This window comes from Aquimarina sp. MMG015 (genome assembly GCF_018100855.1).
Lineage (GTDB): Bacteria > Bacteroidota > Bacteroidia > Flavobacteriales > Flavobacteriaceae > Aquimarina > Aquimarina latercula.
This window is the reverse complement of record NZ_JAGJEB010000001.1, coordinates 620,317-636,780: the sequence shown is the minus strand read 5'-3', so window position 1 is coordinate 636,780 and position 16,464 is coordinate 620,317. Positions and strand designations below refer to the sequence as shown.

The following is a 16,464-nucleotide window of genomic DNA, read 5'->3' as shown; positions in this document are numbered from 1 at the left end:
AATTCTAGTTCTTATACTCAGACATAGGGCAAAGCATATACACAGGTAAACCCATCAAATTCTAAAAAAGTTATATCATAATGACTAATCGTTTCATTATAATGAATACTGCCTGCAGTAAAAGGCATATTTAGATCAAATGGCATGATGTGTATATTTTGCTCAAAACTCAACCCTGCAGTACCATATAATTTATATAAGGATTCTTTTGCTCCCCAAATAACGGTCAACACTCGGGTTTTGTCCTCTTGTTGATTTACAAAATCTTGTTCAGAATCTACAAACTTATGAGCAATTCTAAGAATTTTTTCGCGTTGTTTTTCAATATCAATACCCACAAGTTTATCGCTTATAATAATTCCTGCATACTCGTAAGAATGTGTTATTGAAATTTGCTTTCCATCTTTTAGATGTGGCTTACCAAAATCATCATAATATAAATCGTGATCATTGTATCCAAAAACTGCTAATAAATGACGGACACTCATAAACCCTCTTCTATGCATATCAGATTTCATATTATCAACGCGATTCTGACAATGATCTGTTAACTTAATTCCTTCCGACAGCGTTTCAAAAGACTCTTCTATCTTCCAAATCAATATATTAGTACTATCATCTACTGTTATAGTTTTGTAAAGAGGCATGTGAATTCTTAAAGTTATTATGTACCTTTGCAAACTGAAATTCAGGACATCAGTATCTTGATTTTCAGGAGACGAATTTAGAATAATTTAGTGCGAAATACTAAAATTATTGCACTTCATAAACATAAAACAGATACTATGAGTACCAAAACAGTACCTTATGTTCCTTACAAAGTTAAAGACATTTCATTAGCTGCCTGGGGAAGAAAAGAAATCGAACTAGCAGAAGCTGAGATGCCAGGTCTTATGTCCCTTAGAGAAGAGTATAAAGACGAACAACCTCTTAAAGGTTCTCGTATCGCAGGATGTCTTCATATGACTATCCAAACTGCTGTGTTAATAGAAACATTACAAGCTCTTGGTGCAGAGGTTACTTGGAGTTCTTGTAACATATTTTCTACACAAGATCAAGCTGCCGCTGCTATTGCTGATGCAGGGATCCCTGTATATGCTTGGAAAGGCATGAACGAGGAAGAATTTGACTGGTGTATTGAGCAAACTTTATTCTTTGGAGAAGATCGCAAACCATTAAATATGATTCTTGATGATGGTGGTGATTTAACAAATATGGTATTAGATCGTTATCCGGAATTAGCTGAAGGAATTAAAGGTTTATCAGAAGAAACTACAACAGGTGTTCATAGATTATACGAAAGAGTAAAAAACGGAACATTACCAATGCCCGCTATCAATGTAAATGACTCTGTTACTAAATCTAAATTTGATAACAAATACGGATGTAAAGAAAGTGCAGTAGATGCAATAAGAAGAGCAACCGATGTGATGCTAGCAGGAAAACGAGTTACTGTTTGTGGTTATGGTGATGTTGGTAAAGGTACTGCAGCTTCTTTTAAAGGTGCAGGAAGTATAGTTACTGTTACCGAAATTGATCCTATCTGCGCATTACAAGCTGCTATGGACGGTTTTGAAGTAAAGAAACTAGAAACGGTTATTGGAAATAGTGATATTGTTATTACTACTACTGGAAATAAAGATATCGTTCAAGGGCAACATTTTGAAGCCTTAAAAGACAAAGCTATTGTTTGTAACATTGGGCATTTTGATAATGAAATCGATATGGCCTGGTTAAACGAAAAGTATGGCCACACTAAAGATACCATCAAACCTCAGGTTGACAAGTATAATGTAAACGGAAATGATGTAATCATTCTTGCAGAAGGCCGTTTAGTAAACCTTGGTTGTGCTACTGGTCATCCAAGTTTTGTAATGAGTAATTCATTCACAAACCAAACATTAGCACAAATTGAGCTTTGGAAAAACAGTGAAAGCTACAAGAATGAAGTATATATGCTACCAAAACATTTAGATGAAAAAGTAGCAAAATTACACTTAGAAAAGATCGGAGTAGAATTAACAGAATTAAGAAACGATCAAGCTGAATATATTGGTGTAACTGTTGAAGGTCCTTTTAAACCTGAACATTACAGATACTAAAATCAGATAATAATTCCTCTACTTAAAATTGAATTTAAGTTTTTAGCAGGAATATATTATAAAAAACTCCTTGTTTTAGACAAGGAGTTTTTTTATCAGCTTAAACTATAAATAGTTTACAACCCCAATCTACTTAAATCGTAGAAATAAAAATCCTTTTGCTCATTCATTGCAACAAAAAGACCCTTTGTAAAAGTAGTACCCAAGGGAATTGTAACTACATCACACCCATCTGTTGCCGTAGTTCCTAAATTTATAGCCTTAATATAGCTATTATCTTTTCTAGAGAAAACATTAAATTGTCCCTTTTGCTGATCAGACACAATTAAAAAACCCTGACCATTTTCTTTGGAAGCAATCGCAATACCTTCAATATCTTCTTTAAAAAATTCACCTCCAAAAAAAGCTAATTCTTCATTTCCCATCTTAACGTCTGCATAATATTTTCTAATACCAACACCTTCATCAGAATAATACACAAACCCAAGCTCATCGTCTACAGCTATTGCTTCTATCTCCTTTTGCTTACTAAACTTTCCAAATTTCCTAACTAACTTAGCGTGTACTCCCAAACTATCACTTACCAATTGATATTGGTAGAGGTAATCATTTTCGGGGCCTGATTTCCTGCTTACAATTGCGGTAACACTAAGGTTATCCGGATTTTTATACAAACCTATTCCCATAGGCCTTCTTAACTCTAGATTTTTTTCATCTTCAAAAACAGGAAAACCACCATCATCAAGTGGTTTCATATCAGGAACCGAAAATAAGCGGATTTGATTTTTTTCTCTTTCAGTAAAAACAATAATATCTGTTGTAGTAGAATCATTTAACCTAAATCCATATTCCAAATCAATATTATTTGGGTATTTTATATCTCTGATCACTTTTTCAGGAATTACCTTCCCATCTAAATCAAAGGCATAAATAGCCCCATTAGTATCTTTATCGGTTCCAAAAATTATACTTTTCGAAGGATCAGTTGGATGAACCCATATTGCAGGGTCATCAGTATCATATAACACTTTTTCTGTAATCAAATCTGGTTTGATTAACGGTTCTTTTTTATCGCACGAAATAATAAGTGAAGTACTCACTACAAGAATTAGTCTATAAATTTTCATAAAATAAAGTATCTGTATTATTTCTTAAAAAGATCATATTTCAAACCAAAAGTAAGGCGTCTTTCGTAATATTCTGCCTGCATTGTTCTTTCTGATATTCCCTGATAAAAACGTAGTGGTTGATTGGTAATATTATTTAAATCTGCATAAACACTTAAATTCTTGGTAATTGCATAGCTTACATTAAAATCCAGAAAAAACTGTTTATCATAATACCTGTCTTCAAAAGAGTTTCCACCTATCTCATCTATATAGGCATCAGAAAAATTGGCAGACAATCGTAAGCTTAGCTTATTGTTGTTATATCCTAAAGATCCGTTAAACATATTTGGTGATGTATTCGGAAGATCGAGATCTGATCGTTCTTCTCCATCTTCATTTCGGATTCCATCTGCACTAGAAGTAAGAAATGTGTAATTAAGATATACACTAAAATTCTTAGCAAAACCAGGTAAAAAATCTAGTTGACGTTGAATAGATAACTCTGCTCCAAAAATAGAAGCCTTTTCTCCATTAAGTGGCTGAAAAATATCAAACCCCTCTGTACCTGTACCAAATCGATCATCCTCAGTTTCTCCTCTAAAAGTATAAATAAAATTATCTATTTTTTTGTAAAATAAACCTCCAGATAATATTCCAACTGATTTAAAATAATGTTCAGCCATTACATCAAAATTCATAGAAGTAGTTGGGTCAAGATCAGGGTTACCTGTAACAATCTCCTCATCCCCAAATAATACATCAAGAGACGGCACTAAATCAACATAATTGGGTCTTGCTAATGTATTGGTCCAAGCAAATCTAAAAACGGTTTGCGAATTAAGATCATATTTCAAATGTATTCCTGGCAACACATTTATATATGATTGCTCTTCTGTTACTTCACCCACTCTATTTTCTTCATCTTCAATTTGATTTCCAGTAGCATTAATTTTGGTATGTTCTAATCTAATACCTGCCAATACGCTAAACTTTTCTGAAAGCTTTTGATTCGTCATAAGATATCCTGCCAACACATCTTCTTCTACATCATAATTAGCTCTTAAAAACTCATCAGGAACTGATTCTCCATCCACGAGACTAAGACTTCCTAACCATCTTTCATCTGCATATAATCCGGCCTGATATTGACTTCCAGCAAGAAAATCAGGATCACTATAACTACGGGTAGGAACATTTCCCAACGTAGGAACACTTCCTTCTAAATCAAATTCAAAAAAGTCATTATCTCTTAATTTACTTTTCAATCTACTTCGTATTCCAAACTTTATAGTTCCATTACCATTACCAAAAAAATCAGAGGATAATTCAGCATTTACAAAGAAGTTAATATCTTGCTCTTCTGTATATTGATTTTCTTCGGTAATCTCACCAAATTCAAAAGCAGATACATCATTAGCATCAGCACTATTAACAGGCGTATATATCGGAAATTCTGGATCAGAGTTATCATTAATTATACTATATTCTGATTGATATTCCGCATATCTTTCATTAAGCCTTTCCTCCGATGCTTTAGCAAATGAGGCCATCCAATCTATCTTAACATTTCCAAACAAATGATCTCCACCTAAACTATAATTCTGCATACGCTGATCTTCTAATCTTCGATTTTTACTCCTATTATTATCTATTCCGCCTTTCGTTTGTCGCGCTACTTCGACAGGAAAACGGGTAAGATTTCCATTTACCACCTCAAAATCGCCTGCTTCGATATCTTCCGCATCTAACATTTGATGCTCTAAACGAAACCTATTTTCTCTATCATCGCGCCAGTTATAAATTGTTTTCAGATACATCGAATTGTTATTATCAAATTCGTAATCAAAATTTGCTGCAAAACTTCTTCTAATTCTCTGAACTAGATATGTTCTTATCTGAAATTCATTAGTATACGGATTTACAGAAACCTCATCTAATATTGGTTCGCCATCAGCATCATCGACACCTGTATAAAACTCAAACTCATCTGTCCATTGCGCCTCGATATTGTCAGACCCAAAATCATTATCGTTAATTGATGCTGATAACATCCATCCAAACTTTTTGTTTTTAGATCGATCTCCAACTAAAAAGGAACCATTTAATATTCTTTTATCTGTAATGAAATTAATTCCTGAACCCAAGGTAGCAGAAAGCCTAAACCCTTGTGGAGCTGTTCTAGTTACTAGATTAACAGACCCTCCTAAAGCATCCGCCTCCATATCGGGAGTTACTGCCTTATTAACCTCTATGGTTTGAATCATATCGGACGGTATTAAATCCATTTGTACATTTCTATTATCACCTTCTGCAGAAGGGATTCTACTTCCATTTAATGTTACAGAATTTAACTGAGGAGATAAACCTCTTACAATAATATTTCGTGCCTCTCCTTGATCTACCTGCATAGTTATCCCTGGAATACGCTTTACCGCATCTCCAATGTTAGCATCAGGAAATTTTCCTATTTGATCCGTTGATACTACATTAGTAATATTAATATTATTCTTCTGCGTATTTAAAGCTCTTGCTTGCCCGCTATTTCCATAAGCCGAAATAGTAACATCATCTAATTGAACACCTTCTGCTTGTAGTGATAAAGAGACAAAAGTAGTTCGAGAAGAAGAGACATTTACTTTTTTTTGTAAATCAGCATATCCAAGATATTTCACTAAGATCATATAGCTACCTTCCTCTATATTTACAAGTGTAAACTTTCCGTCAAAATCAGAAATGGTTGCTTTGTTTATCGAATTAATTATAATAGAAGCTCCTGGCATGGAAATTCCATTCTCATCGGTAATAATTCCTTTAACAGAACCTTTTTGAGCATGTACAAAATGTATACTCAAAAAGAAAATGAGCGTTACAGATACTAATTTTAGTAATTTGATTGGTGTCATTTGTTAGTGTTTTAAAATCACTATAAAACTACTACTACACAATGTTTTACTTTAAAAACGTAAAGCAACAAAGGATAAACATTTTTCTTAATAACGATAAACAACAAGGCAACAATTAAGATTTATTTACATTACAATAACATAGACTAAAAGAACAGTGTATTTTTCTGGTTTTTATTACAAAGCAATCATAAAATTAACCAACTCTTCTTTCTGATTGATAGGTAATTTTTTTCGTAATCGATAACGAGCTACTCTTACACTATCTGGAGTAACTCTAAGAATGGAAGCAATTTCTTTTGAAGATAAATTGAGTCGTAATAACATTCCTAAACGCAATTCTGAAGGTGATAGTTTGTCTTCAGATAACTGGGATAATCTCTTAATAAAATCTGGATGAATCTCTTTAAAAAAATTATGGAATTCGTCCCATTCTCTTTCTTGCTTTAAGTTGAAATTAATCTCTTTTACTATACGTTTTATATTGGTATTTACATCTATCCCTTTTCTATCCGCTATATTAGATAGGGTAGAAGACAAATCAGATAAAATTTTATTTTTCTGAGACAGATGAAGGCTATATCTGGATAATGTAGATGTCTTTAAGTGAATTTCCCTTTGCAAGTTTTTTTCTTCAAACTCCTTCTTCTCTAATTCTGCTTTCAAAGTTCTTTGTTCAAACTCCTGAATTTTTAAGCTCTCTTTCCCTTTCTTTCGATAATAAATATATAGGACACTTACAATTAACATAATAGCAGCTAAACTAACTAATAACAGATTTTGATTAGCACGACTAATTTCTTTTTGTTGCAATAATGTACTTATTTGAGCTTCTTTTCGTTTGGTTTCATAAATTACCTGAAGTGTATTCAGTTGATTAATATTTTCAGACAGAATAAGCTCTTCATTAATTTTTTCACTTTTGGAAAGATGATCAAAAGCTTTTTTAAAATCTACCATAAGGTTATAAGTTTTAGAAAGATCCTTGTGAGCGCTTTTAATTTGATATTTATCATGAAAATACAGCGCCCATTGATGCGCTTTATTGGTATATTCGATAGCTTTACTATAATTTCCAGTTTTTCTACATATATCTCCTAAATTATTAAAAACGCTAATTTTTCCAGCCTTATCCATTTTTTCAAAGTACTCATTTGACTTTTTAAAATATTCATAAGCTACATCATACTGTTCTAAATCTTCGTATATACTTCCTAAGTTTTCATTTACAACAGCAACACCTTCAATATTCTGAAGTTCCGAGAATATTTTAAGACTCTCTTTTTGATATTGCAAAGCGCTAAGGTAATCGCCTTCTTTTTCAAAACAAGACCCTAGCAATCTTTTAGCAATAGCTACTCCTTTTTTATATCCGAATTTAGAGGATATTAATTTGCTCTGATTAAAATACTGCTTGGCTTTAGGAAAATTCTTTGTAGAGAGATATATGTTACCTATCTCGTTTTTCAGAAGGACAAAAAGAGTGTCTTTCTCTTCAATTAAAACTAGAGCCTTATTATATTGTTCTAAAGCTTCATCATATACTCTTGCATTTTGATAAAAGCTACCTAAAAGAAAATACTTCTCAGCAATACTAATAGGTGATCCTTTTTTCTGTGCAGTTCTTAACTCTACTCTTAAAACCTGCAATGCATCATTAATCTGTTTCTTATCTTTTTCTAAACTATTATCAACCTGTGCAACAACTTTACAAAAAGAAATGATTAACAATATACATATAAGTAACCATGACAATTCTTGTCTCATAAAAATCTATTCCAAAACTCTTACTAAAAAGTAAAAATCTTATAAATCTAGTGATACACCTATTATAGAATGTTATTTAGATATTATTTTTATGTTACACCTTAGTCTTTTATTTCCTCTTTCGGAAAATATAGCTCATCCATACGGGATCATTTTCTTCGGACACCACAGATTGACGATCTACGAACTCCCAATTAGCAGCATTCATATAGTTTAACAAATCAGAAGTCCCTTCTAAATCTTCGATTTCTTTAATCGTGATCTGCTTACCTTCCAATGATTTTTGTTCTTGTACTTTCACCCTTTTAACCCGCCCACTATTATTAGCTTTTTGGACTACGATGATTTCTAAATAATCATATTTTGGTATTTCCTGAGATATTGCTGTGGTTGTGGTTACCAGAAAAACAAAAAAGAACAAAATTCTATGCATTGATAATTTCATGAAATTTATATTTTAAGAGTTATAGTTTAAATAAAAAGCCCTTTTCAAATTAATTTGAAAAGGGCTTCATCTTTATTACAAAGGAAAATATTCTTATGCTTCAAAAGGAACTATAGAAACATAAGATTTATTATCTTTTTTCTTAGTGAATTTAACTACACCGTCTACTCTTGCGTGTAATGTGTGGTCTTTACCAGCATAAACATTCTCACCTGGTTTGTGTGCCGTACCTCTTTGTCTTACAATGATGTTACCGGCTATGGCAGCTTGTCCACCAAAAATCTTAACACCTAAACGTTTCGATTCTGATTCTCTACCATTCTTAGAACTACCAACTCCTTTTTTATGAGCCATTTTCTTAAGGTTTTATATCGTTAATAATAACGGAGATTATTTTTCAATCCCGCCGTCTAATTTATCTTGCCATTCTTTTAACTCGTCCCACTTACCATCAGCAGCCATTTCAGCTTGCTTAGGCCAAGTATCAGGAACGTGATTTCCACGTACGTCTTTAATGAACTCTGCAATTTGCTTAGGATCTGCTTTAGAAAGATCAGCAAAAGTAACGATCCCATTAGCCTTTAAAGTTTCAGCTATTTTTGGTCCGATACCTTCAATCTTTTTTAGATCATCTGCTTTAGCTGATTTCTTAGGAGCAGCTTTCTTTGGTGCTTCTTCCTTTTTAGGAGCAGCGACTTTAGCTTCTACTTTCTTTTCAGTTTTTGGTGCAGCTTTCTTAGCTTCTTTCTTTGGTGCAGCTTTTTTAGCTCCAGAAGCAACTATACTTTCAATTACGATTTCAGTAAGAGATTGACGGTGACCATTTTTAACACGGTATCCTTTACGTCTCTTTTTCTTGAAAACAATAACTTTATCACCTCTAAGGTGTCTTGTGATTTTTGCTCCTACTTGAGCTCCATCTATAGCCGGGGCGCCTAAAGTAACTTTGTCTCCATCTGCAGTAAGAAGTACTTTGTCAAAAGAAACTTTATCTCCTTCTTCTCCTGCTAAACGATGAACAAAAACTTTTTGGTCTTTTGCAACTTTAAATTGCTGCCCTGCTATCTCTACAATTGCGTACATAGCGTAACGTTTAATTAATTTTTTATATAAAGAACTATCACTTATCTAAAATAAGCGGATGCAAATATACTGCTAATTAATTAACTGACAAATATTTTACGCTTTTATAGGAGGAGAATTATGTGTTTTTTTGATGTTCCAACTTTCTTTTAATAATTGCATAAAAGACAATGTTAAGACAAAGGTAGTTGCAAAACCCATAATAGCTGCTACAAACACTACTATTCCTACACCCACATGATAATGCGAACTCCAATTAGCTAGCATTTCTGGAAGAAAATTAGTATTTATATTAGTAACATAAATAGCAAAGAAAATAGTAAAAATAAGAGTAGCATTGAATCCTGTGAACAATCCAGCCATAAAACCTTTTTGATATTCAAATTCGCTTCTCTTTTCGAATTTATAATCTTTCATAGCTTTATACAATCCAAAGGCAACAATTATTCCATTACCTAAACTAAAAACGGGATTTGTTTGCACCCCAAATAATGATAAAATTAGAAAATACGCAATCAGCCCTACTGCGATTAAAGAACCATATCTAACGGGAATTGTAGACTTTTTCATAATTTTTATTATTTAGATTTAACAGAAATTTATGGATAATTAGTCATTCTTTGGCTTAAAGAACTGTTAATTTATTAAAAACAAGTACTTTAGGTCGATAAAATTCTTTTTCGTTAAAATCATAACAAAATGCGATCTTTGCAAAAATTCAATAAACAAAATTATTACTAATGAAAAATAAACTTTACACAATCGCTTGTGCGCTCTTGATTGGAATTTCCGGAAGTGCTCAAGAAGTAGAATTTACAGAATATGACTTAGATAATGGTCTACATGTAATTTTACATCAAGAAAATAAAGCACCTGTAGTAACTGTAGGTGTTATGTATCATGTAGGAGCAAAAGATGAAGAAAAAGGAAGAACCGGTTTTGCTCATTTTTTCGAACACCTATTATTCGAAGGGACAGAAAACATAGAAAGAGGAAAGTGGTTTGATATCGTTTCTGCAAACGGTGGAAGAAACAACGCTAACACTACTCAGGATAGAACTTATTACTATGAAACATTACCTTCTAATAATCTAGAACTAGGATTATGGATGGAATCTGAACGTATGTTACATCCTGTAATCAATAAAATTGGAGTAGACACCCAGAATGAAGTTGTAAAAGAAGAAAAAAGACAACGAATAGATAATGCGCCTTATGGTAAAATTATTTATAAGACTGGGATAAATAAATATCTGTTCAAAAAACACCCTTATGGTCAATCTGTGATCGGAAGTATGGAAGATCTTGACGCTGCTAAACTTGATGAGTTCGTAGCTTTTAATAAAAAATACTATAACCCAAATAATGCAACCTTAGTAGTAGCTGGAGATATCCAAATTGAAGATGCTAAGAAAATGATTTCGGATTATTTTGGTTCTATTAAAAATAATGGAGAAAAAATAACAAGAACGACAATAGTAGAAGATCCTATTACATCAGAAATCACTGCGGTAGAAAAAGATGCAAACATCCAAATCCCTGCAAAAGTATTAGTATACAGAACGCCTAAGCAAACTGAAAAAGACGCCTATGTGTTAGATTATATCTCTACTATTTTAACAGGAGGAAACAGCTCTAGAATGCAGAAAAACATGGTAGAGGATAAAAAAATGGCATTACAAGTAATCGCCTTTACAGATTCTCAAGAAGACTATGGCACTTATCTAATGGGAGCTTTACCTCTTGGAGATGTTAGTTTAGATAAACTTCTAGCAGAAATGGATAGCGAAATCGCAAAGTTACAAAATGAACTAATTTCTGAAAGAGAATTCAATAAACTTCAGAATCAATTTGAAAATAACTTCGTGAACTCTAACTCTAGTATTGAAGGAATTGCAAATTCATTGGCTCGTTACAACATGCTTTATGACGATACTAATCTTATCAATAAAGAAATTGAAATCTACAGATCAATTACCAGAGAAGACATTCAAAATGTTGCTAAGAAATATCTGAATAAAAATCAACGTCTTAATCTTGACTACTTACCAGAGTCAAGCAAATAATATAAATGGATACAGAAATGAAAAAAAATATAACCTTTATCATAGCTTTTTTATTGGTTGCAATAAGTGCTCAAGCACAGATAGATCGATCAAAAATGCCAAAATCAGGACCTACTCCTGTTATAAATTTAGGAGAGCCATATACATTTAAAATGGGTAATGGACTTACCGTTCTTGTTGTAGAAAACAAAAAGCTACCGAGAATCACAGTAAGCTTATCATTAGACAACCCTCCAAATGCCGAAGGTGACAAAGCAGGAATCGAAGGAATAGTATCCCAAATAATGGGAAAAGGGACTAAAGACATTAGCAAAGATGCTTTTAATGAAGAAGTTGATTTTCTTGGTGCTTTCATTAATACGGGAGCATCAGGTGGATTCGCACAATCCTTATCTAAATATTCTGATCGTATCATCGAACTTTTTGCAAAAGCTTCTTTAAATCCAAACTTTACGCAAGAGGAGTTAGACCTTGAAAAGAAAAAACTTATCGAAGGTATTAAATCAGGAGAAAATAGTGCAGAAGCAGTTGCTGATCGAGTAAGAAGCGTTCTTGGTTACGGAAAAAATCACCCAGCTGGAGAGTATATTACAGAAAAAACAATTAATAATATCACCTTAGCAGATGTAGAAACATACTACAGAAACAACTTTGTCCCTGCAAATGCATATATGGTAATTAGTGGAGACATCAGTAATGATAAAGCTAAAGAATTAGTAGAAAAGAATTTTACTTCTTGGAAAGCTGGAAAAGCTCCTTCTTTTGGAATGCCAGAAGTTAAAGACGCGCAATACAGACAGATCAATTTTATCGATATGCCGAATGCTGTACAAACAGAAATGGCTGTAATGAGCGTTTCTAATCTAAAGATGGCTGACGAAGATCATCACGCTGCATTGGTAGCTAACTATGTTTTAGGAGGGTCATTTGGTAGTTATATCAATATGAACCTAAGAGAAGAGCACGGGTACACATATGGAGGACGATCTACATTACCAAGAAACAAAAACTTTAAAACGCTATTTAGAGCTACAGCTAAAGTAAGAAATATGGTAACAGATAGTGCTGTTGTAGAAACTCTAAAAGAAATTAAAAGAATCAGAACTGAAGATGTAGATGACGAAGTATTAAAAAATGCGAAAGCAAAATTCTTAGGAGACTTTATTCTAGCTTCCGAAAATGATAGAACAATAGCAGCAAGAAGTATTGATATCAAAACTCAAAATCTTCCAAAAGATTTTTACGAAACTTTTATTGCAAAAATCAACGCAGTTAGCAAAGCTGATATTAAAAGGATTGCTAACAAATATTTTAATCTAGACAAAGCTAGAATTGTATTAGTTGGTAAAGGAAGTGATGTTCTAGAAAACCTAGAAAAAATTAGCTTCGAAGGAAAGAAAATTCCTGTTCTATATTTTGACAAATATGGAAACAAAACTGAAAAACCTGATTACAATGCAGCTACCCCAGAGGGAGTTACTGCCCAGTCAGTTTTAGATAATTATTTAAAAGCTATTGGCGGTAAAGATAAATTGACAGCAGTACAATCTACCTTCACTACAGCCGAAGCATCTATGGGAGGAGCAACACTACAGATGATATCTAAAGTTACTTCGAAAAACCAAACGCTTACTGATATATTATTTGGAGGCAACTCTGTAAACAAAAATGTGTTCGACGGTACTAAAGGATATGCTATGGCTCAAGGTCAAAAAATTGACTATACAGAAGCTCAGATTGCTGATGCAAAAAAAGAAATATACCCTTTCCCGGAACTAAAAAATACAGATGCTAAACTAGAAGGTCTTGAACCTTACGAAAATGGTAAAGCTTATAAAGTTAAAATAAGCGATAAGAGAACCTCTTATTTCGATACAGAAACAGGATTAAAAATAAAAGATATTGTAATCCAGGAACAAGGAGGTCAAAAAATACCTTCTACAATTGGATATAGCAACTACAAAGAAGTTAATGGAATCAAATTCCCTCATACAATGTCAATATCTGCTGGTCCACAGAAGTTTGATTTTAATGTTTCAGAAATTAAAATTAACGAAGGAGTAACAGAAGAAGATTTTAAATAAAATCTATAACTCACTTATTTATAAAGGTCCGTTCTAATAAACGGGCCTTTATTTTTTTCGATTAGCGATATATACTCCTAAAATTATTATCCCAGTAGCAATTACTTGATAAAAAGAAAATTCTTCGCCATCCAGTAACCCCCACATCAAAGCTACTATCGGAATTGTATACGTTACCGAAGTGGCAAAAACAGGACTACTCATTTGAACTAATTTATTGAATAAAACCTTAGCAATTCCGGTTCCCACTACTGCAAGAATAGAAATATACATCAAACTCGTATGTACTTCTGGATTACTTATTACCGTATTATTAAAAAAATCAGAATAATATAACACTACAAGAGAAGGAATTACTAACACAATAAAATTACCATTAGCTATCGCCATAGGAGAAATTTCTTGCATATAACGTTTTATAATATTCACATTGGTTGCATAACAAACCGAAGCACAAAGCACTAACGCTGCGTACCAATAATTCTGATTAGGATTTATAGAAGCTCCTTCCCAAATAAGAGCCAAACATCCAATTAACCCAACGACAACACCAATTAATTGATTTCTACTAAATCGAATCGAGAATAGCAGCACCCCTAATATTAAGGTAACAAGCGGAGTTGTAGAATTAAGAACAGAAGCAATACCACTATCTATTTCCGTTTCTGCAAAAGCAAATAAAAATGCGGGAATAAATGTCCCTAAAAAACCAGAAATAACAATCCACTTCCATTCTCCTTTCTTAATGGTTTTCATACTTCTGAAACCAATCAGGAATAAAAAAATTGCTGCGAACAGAGTCCTTAAAGCCCCTAACTGCATAGGAGTAAGACCTATCAACGACTTCTTAATTAATATAAACGAACTACCCCATACTAGCGAAAGTATCGCAAGATATATCCATTTTAGTTTTGAGTTTTGCATCGATCATTTTATAAGCTGCAAAAATCAATAAAATTAAACAAGCGATACTCTTTTATGTAGAAAAATTAACGAACGTTTAGCGTTCTTCTTCCCATTGAATTGTTTCCATAAAATGAACAACATCATTTCTTAAATATTTCGCTGCAGGAAGAATGGAATCATAATTTGGTTTTACTTTAAAGTACACTGAACCAGAAACAAAATGATTAAGACTATCTGTTACATAAAATTGGCAAGAAGAAGCAGCATTTCCCGTAACTTCAAAAATGCTTCCATAAACTTTTTTATCCGGCAGAATAAAATCTTTTTGATCTATTCCATCAGCTTTAATATGGTGTTCTTGTGTTAAGTTTTGTGCATCTCTTAATAGCGAGTCTAAGTTTTTATCTACATTGTAATACGAAACGTAAATAGTTGCATTCAGTTTCGGGTAATCTATATTATACCAACATTCTTTATTGTTTTTAGCTTTTTTAAAATTTGCAATATTATTCTTCTCAAAAGTATACGAACAATCTAGTGAAGCCTTTTCATATTTTGGTGTTGGATAAGCCAACCGTAACATTCCTTTAGGCTTTGGTAAAACATCTCCACCACAAGAACATAAAGCACTTGCAACTGCAATCACAAAAAAATTATAGATTTTACTCTTCATTAATCGTTAATTTAATCCTTTTGATACGTTTATTATCTAGAGATTCTATTTTAAAAACATATTCTTCTAATACAATTACATCTCCTCTTTTAGGAAAGCTTCCGGATATCTCCAATAGCAATCCTGCAATCGTTTCTGCATCCCCTTTTTTACTCTCAAAAACTGTTTGATCTTCCAACTTCAATACTTTATAAAAATCTTTTAAAGAAGTTCTTCCTTCGAACACATAATTGAGATCATCTAACTTAGAAAATATTAAATCTTCATCATCAAATTCATCACTAATATCCCCAACTATTTCTTCAATAATATCCTCTAAAGAGATCAAACCACTTGTTCCACCATATTCGTCTACTACAATTGCCAAATGATTCTTTTTATTCTTAAAATCATTAAGCAAATCATCTAACTTTTTGTTTTCCGGAACAAAATAAGGTTCTCTTACAAGATCTACCCAATTATAATCTTTATGATTGATATAAGGCAATAAATCCTTTACATAAAGAATACCAATAACTTTGTCAATACTATCTTCATATACTGGAATACGAGAATATCCTTTTTCTATAATTTCAGGAATAACCTCGGTATATTTCATATCGCGATTTAAGGCAAAAATATCTATCCTAGGTTTCATTACCTGTTTAGTATCAGTATTACCAAAAGAAACAATACCTTCTAAAATTTTCTTCTCCTCAGAAGTAGTATCGGTGTCTGAGGTTAACTCCAACGCTTGTGATAATTGATCAACACTGATATTCGATTTCTGCTTACCTAATTTATTATGAATTCGTATCGTCACACTTCTCATTGGTAAACTAATCGGAGTAATAACCCAGTCCAAAACTCTTAATGGTCTTGCCATAAAATTGGCAAATTTCACTTTATTTCTACTCGCATATATCTTTGGTAAAATTTCTCCAAATAATAAAATAAGGAATGCTACAATAATTACCTCTACAACAAATCTTACATCCATCCAACCCCACCAAATGATATCAAGATCTTTAAAATAAATCTCTCCTAAAGCATCAAAGAGTAATACAATAGCAATATTTATAAAATTATTAGCCACTAATATTGTAGCTAACAATTTCTTTGGCCTACTTAATAACTTTGATATTATCTTTTGATTTACAGTTTCTTCTTCTCCTTCTATTTTAAGATCTGAGGGAGTAAGCGAAAATAAAGAAACCTCACTACCCGAGATTAAAGCAGAACAAATCAATAGTAAAATAAGGGCAAGTAAATTAATTGCCTGCATGGAATCAAAAGCAACAAATAAAACAAATAAAGGTTCGGGATCAGGATCCAAATTATAGCGGT

Annotated in this window: 14 protein-coding genes; 3 read left to right on the top strand and 11 right to left on the bottom strand. The window is 32.6% G+C overall.

Going from position 1 to position 16,464, the window contains the following annotated elements; translation table 11 throughout:
• Positions 1 to 17: 17 nt before the first annotated feature.
• Positions 18 to 647, bottom strand: a complete 630-nt coding sequence (locus J8L88_RS02760) for a 4'-phosphopantetheinyl transferase superfamily protein (protein WP_027394807.1) — start codon at positions 645 to 647, stop codon at positions 18 to 20.
• A 138-nt stretch (positions 648 to 785) separates the two neighbouring features.
• Here J8L88_RS02760 and ahcY point away from each other — a divergent pair, with 138 nt between their 5' ends.
• Complete coding sequence (gene ahcY / locus J8L88_RS02755) at positions 786 to 2,102, top strand: adenosylhomocysteinase (RefSeq protein WP_027394806.1); 1,317 nt, start codon at positions 786 to 788, stop codon at positions 2,100 to 2,102.
• Positions 2,103 to 2,218: 116 nt separating this feature from the next.
• Here ahcY and J8L88_RS02750 read toward each other — a convergent pair whose 3' ends face one another.
• From J8L88_RS02750 to J8L88_RS02720, 7 genes are all read right to left on the bottom strand, one after another.
• Positions 2,219 to 3,229: a phytase gene (locus J8L88_RS02750; protein WP_211059886.1), complete on the bottom strand. Its 1,011-nt coding sequence runs from the start codon at positions 3,227 to 3,229 to the stop codon at positions 2,219 to 2,221.
• A 17-nt stretch (positions 3,230 to 3,246) separates the two neighbouring features.
• On the bottom strand, positions 3,247 to 6,114 hold the full coding sequence (locus J8L88_RS02745; RefSeq protein WP_211059885.1) for a TonB-dependent receptor: 2,868 nt from the start codon (positions 6,112 to 6,114) through the stop codon (positions 3,247 to 3,249).
• A gap of 177 nt (positions 6,115 to 6,291) precedes the next feature.
• The gene (locus tag J8L88_RS02740) at positions 6,292 to 7,881 is read right to left on the bottom strand and encodes a tetratricopeptide repeat protein (protein ID WP_211059884.1); all 1,590 of its coding nucleotides are present in this window, start codon (positions 7,879 to 7,881) and stop codon (positions 6,292 to 6,294) included.
• Positions 7,882 to 7,990: 109 nt separating this feature from the next.
• Complete coding sequence (locus J8L88_RS02735) at positions 7,991 to 8,326, bottom strand: hypothetical protein (protein ID WP_108804845.1); 336 nt, start codon at positions 8,324 to 8,326, stop codon at positions 7,991 to 7,993.
• Positions 8,327 to 8,419: 93 nt separating this feature from the next.
• Positions 8,420 to 8,680, bottom strand: a complete 261-nt coding sequence (gene rpmA, locus J8L88_RS02730; RefSeq protein ID WP_027394801.1) for a 50S ribosomal protein L27 — start codon at positions 8,678 to 8,680, stop codon at positions 8,420 to 8,422.
• A 36-nt stretch (positions 8,681 to 8,716) separates the two neighbouring features.
• Positions 8,717 to 9,409, bottom strand: a complete 693-nt coding sequence (gene rplU, locus J8L88_RS02725; RefSeq protein WP_027394800.1) for a 50S ribosomal protein L21 — start codon at positions 9,407 to 9,409, stop codon at positions 8,717 to 8,719.
• A gap of 96 nt (positions 9,410 to 9,505) precedes the next feature.
• Positions 9,506 to 9,979, bottom strand: a complete 474-nt coding sequence (locus J8L88_RS02720; RefSeq protein ID WP_027394799.1) for a DUF4199 domain-containing protein — start codon at positions 9,977 to 9,979, stop codon at positions 9,506 to 9,508.
• 170 nt (positions 9,980 to 10,149) lie between these two features.
• On the opposite strand from J8L88_RS02720, the gene J8L88_RS02715 reads away from it, so the two are divergent.
• Both J8L88_RS02715 and J8L88_RS02710 read left to right on the top strand, forming a co-directional pair.
• Positions 10,150 to 11,475: a pitrilysin family protein gene (locus J8L88_RS02715; protein WP_211059883.1), complete on the top strand. Its 1,326-nt coding sequence runs from the start codon at positions 10,150 to 10,152 to the stop codon at positions 11,473 to 11,475.
• Between the two features lie 17 nt (positions 11,476 to 11,492).
• A complete protein-coding gene (locus J8L88_RS02710) occupies positions 11,493 to 13,559 on the top strand; it encodes a pitrilysin family protein (protein WP_211059882.1) in 2,067 nt (688 codons plus the stop codon).
• A gap of 48 nt (positions 13,560 to 13,607) precedes the next feature.
• Here J8L88_RS02710 and J8L88_RS02705 read toward each other — a convergent pair whose 3' ends face one another.
• The 3 genes from J8L88_RS02705 to J8L88_RS02695 form a co-directional block, all read right to left on the bottom strand.
• Positions 13,608 to 14,483, bottom strand: a complete 876-nt coding sequence (locus tag J8L88_RS02705) for a DMT family transporter (RefSeq protein ID WP_027394796.1) — start codon at positions 14,481 to 14,483, stop codon at positions 13,608 to 13,610.
• Positions 14,484 to 14,559: 76 nt separating this feature from the next.
• On the bottom strand, positions 14,560 to 15,138 hold the full coding sequence (gene gldD / locus J8L88_RS02700; protein ID WP_211059881.1) for a gliding motility lipoprotein GldD: 579 nt from the start codon (positions 15,136 to 15,138) through the stop codon (positions 14,560 to 14,562).
• On the bottom strand, positions 15,128 to 16,453 hold the full coding sequence (locus tag J8L88_RS02695; RefSeq protein ID WP_211059880.1) for a gliding motility-associated protein GldE: 1,326 nt from the start codon (positions 16,451 to 16,453) through the stop codon (positions 15,128 to 15,130). The genes gldD and J8L88_RS02695 overlap by 11 nt, the downstream gene beginning before the upstream one ends.
• Positions 16,454 to 16,464 lie beyond the last annotated feature (11 nt).

Coding starts and splice junctions, on each gene's coding strand:
- J8L88_RS02760 (WP_027394807.1), bottom strand. CDS start 647: ATGCCTCTTTACAAAACTATAACAGTAGATGATAGTACTAATATATTG.
- ahcY (WP_027394806.1), top strand. CDS start 786: ATGAGTACCAAAACAGTACCTTATGTTCCTTACAAAGTTAAAGACATT.
- J8L88_RS02750 (WP_211059886.1), bottom strand. CDS start 3,229: ATGAAAATTTATAGACTAATTCTTGTAGTGAGTACTTCACTTATTATT.
- J8L88_RS02745 (WP_211059885.1), bottom strand. CDS start 6,114: ATGACACCAATCAAATTACTAAAATTAGTATCTGTAACGCTCATTTTC.
- J8L88_RS02740 (WP_211059884.1), bottom strand. CDS start 7,881: ATGAGACAAGAATTGTCATGGTTACTTATATGTATATTGTTAATCATT.
- J8L88_RS02735 (WP_108804845.1), bottom strand. CDS start 8,326: ATGAAATTATCAATGCATAGAATTTTGTTCTTTTTTGTTTTTCTGGTA.
- rpmA (WP_027394801.1), bottom strand. CDS start 8,680: ATGGCTCATAAAAAAGGAGTTGGTAGTTCTAAGAATGGTAGAGAATCA.
- rplU (WP_027394800.1), bottom strand. CDS start 9,409: ATGTACGCAATTGTAGAGATAGCAGGGCAGCAATTTAAAGTTGCAAAA.
- J8L88_RS02720 (WP_027394799.1), bottom strand. CDS start 9,979: ATGAAAAAGTCTACAATTCCCGTTAGATATGGTTCTTTAATCGCAGTA.
- J8L88_RS02715 (WP_211059883.1), top strand. CDS start 10,150: ATGAAAAATAAACTTTACACAATCGCTTGTGCGCTCTTGATTGGAATT.
- J8L88_RS02710 (WP_211059882.1), top strand. CDS start 11,493: ATGAAAAAAAATATAACCTTTATCATAGCTTTTTTATTGGTTGCAATA.
- J8L88_RS02705 (WP_027394796.1), bottom strand. CDS start 14,483: ATGCAAAACTCAAAACTAAAATGGATATATCTTGCGATACTTTCGCTA.
- gldD (WP_211059881.1), bottom strand. CDS start 15,138: ATGAAGAGTAAAATCTATAATTTTTTTGTGATTGCAGTTGCAAGTGCT.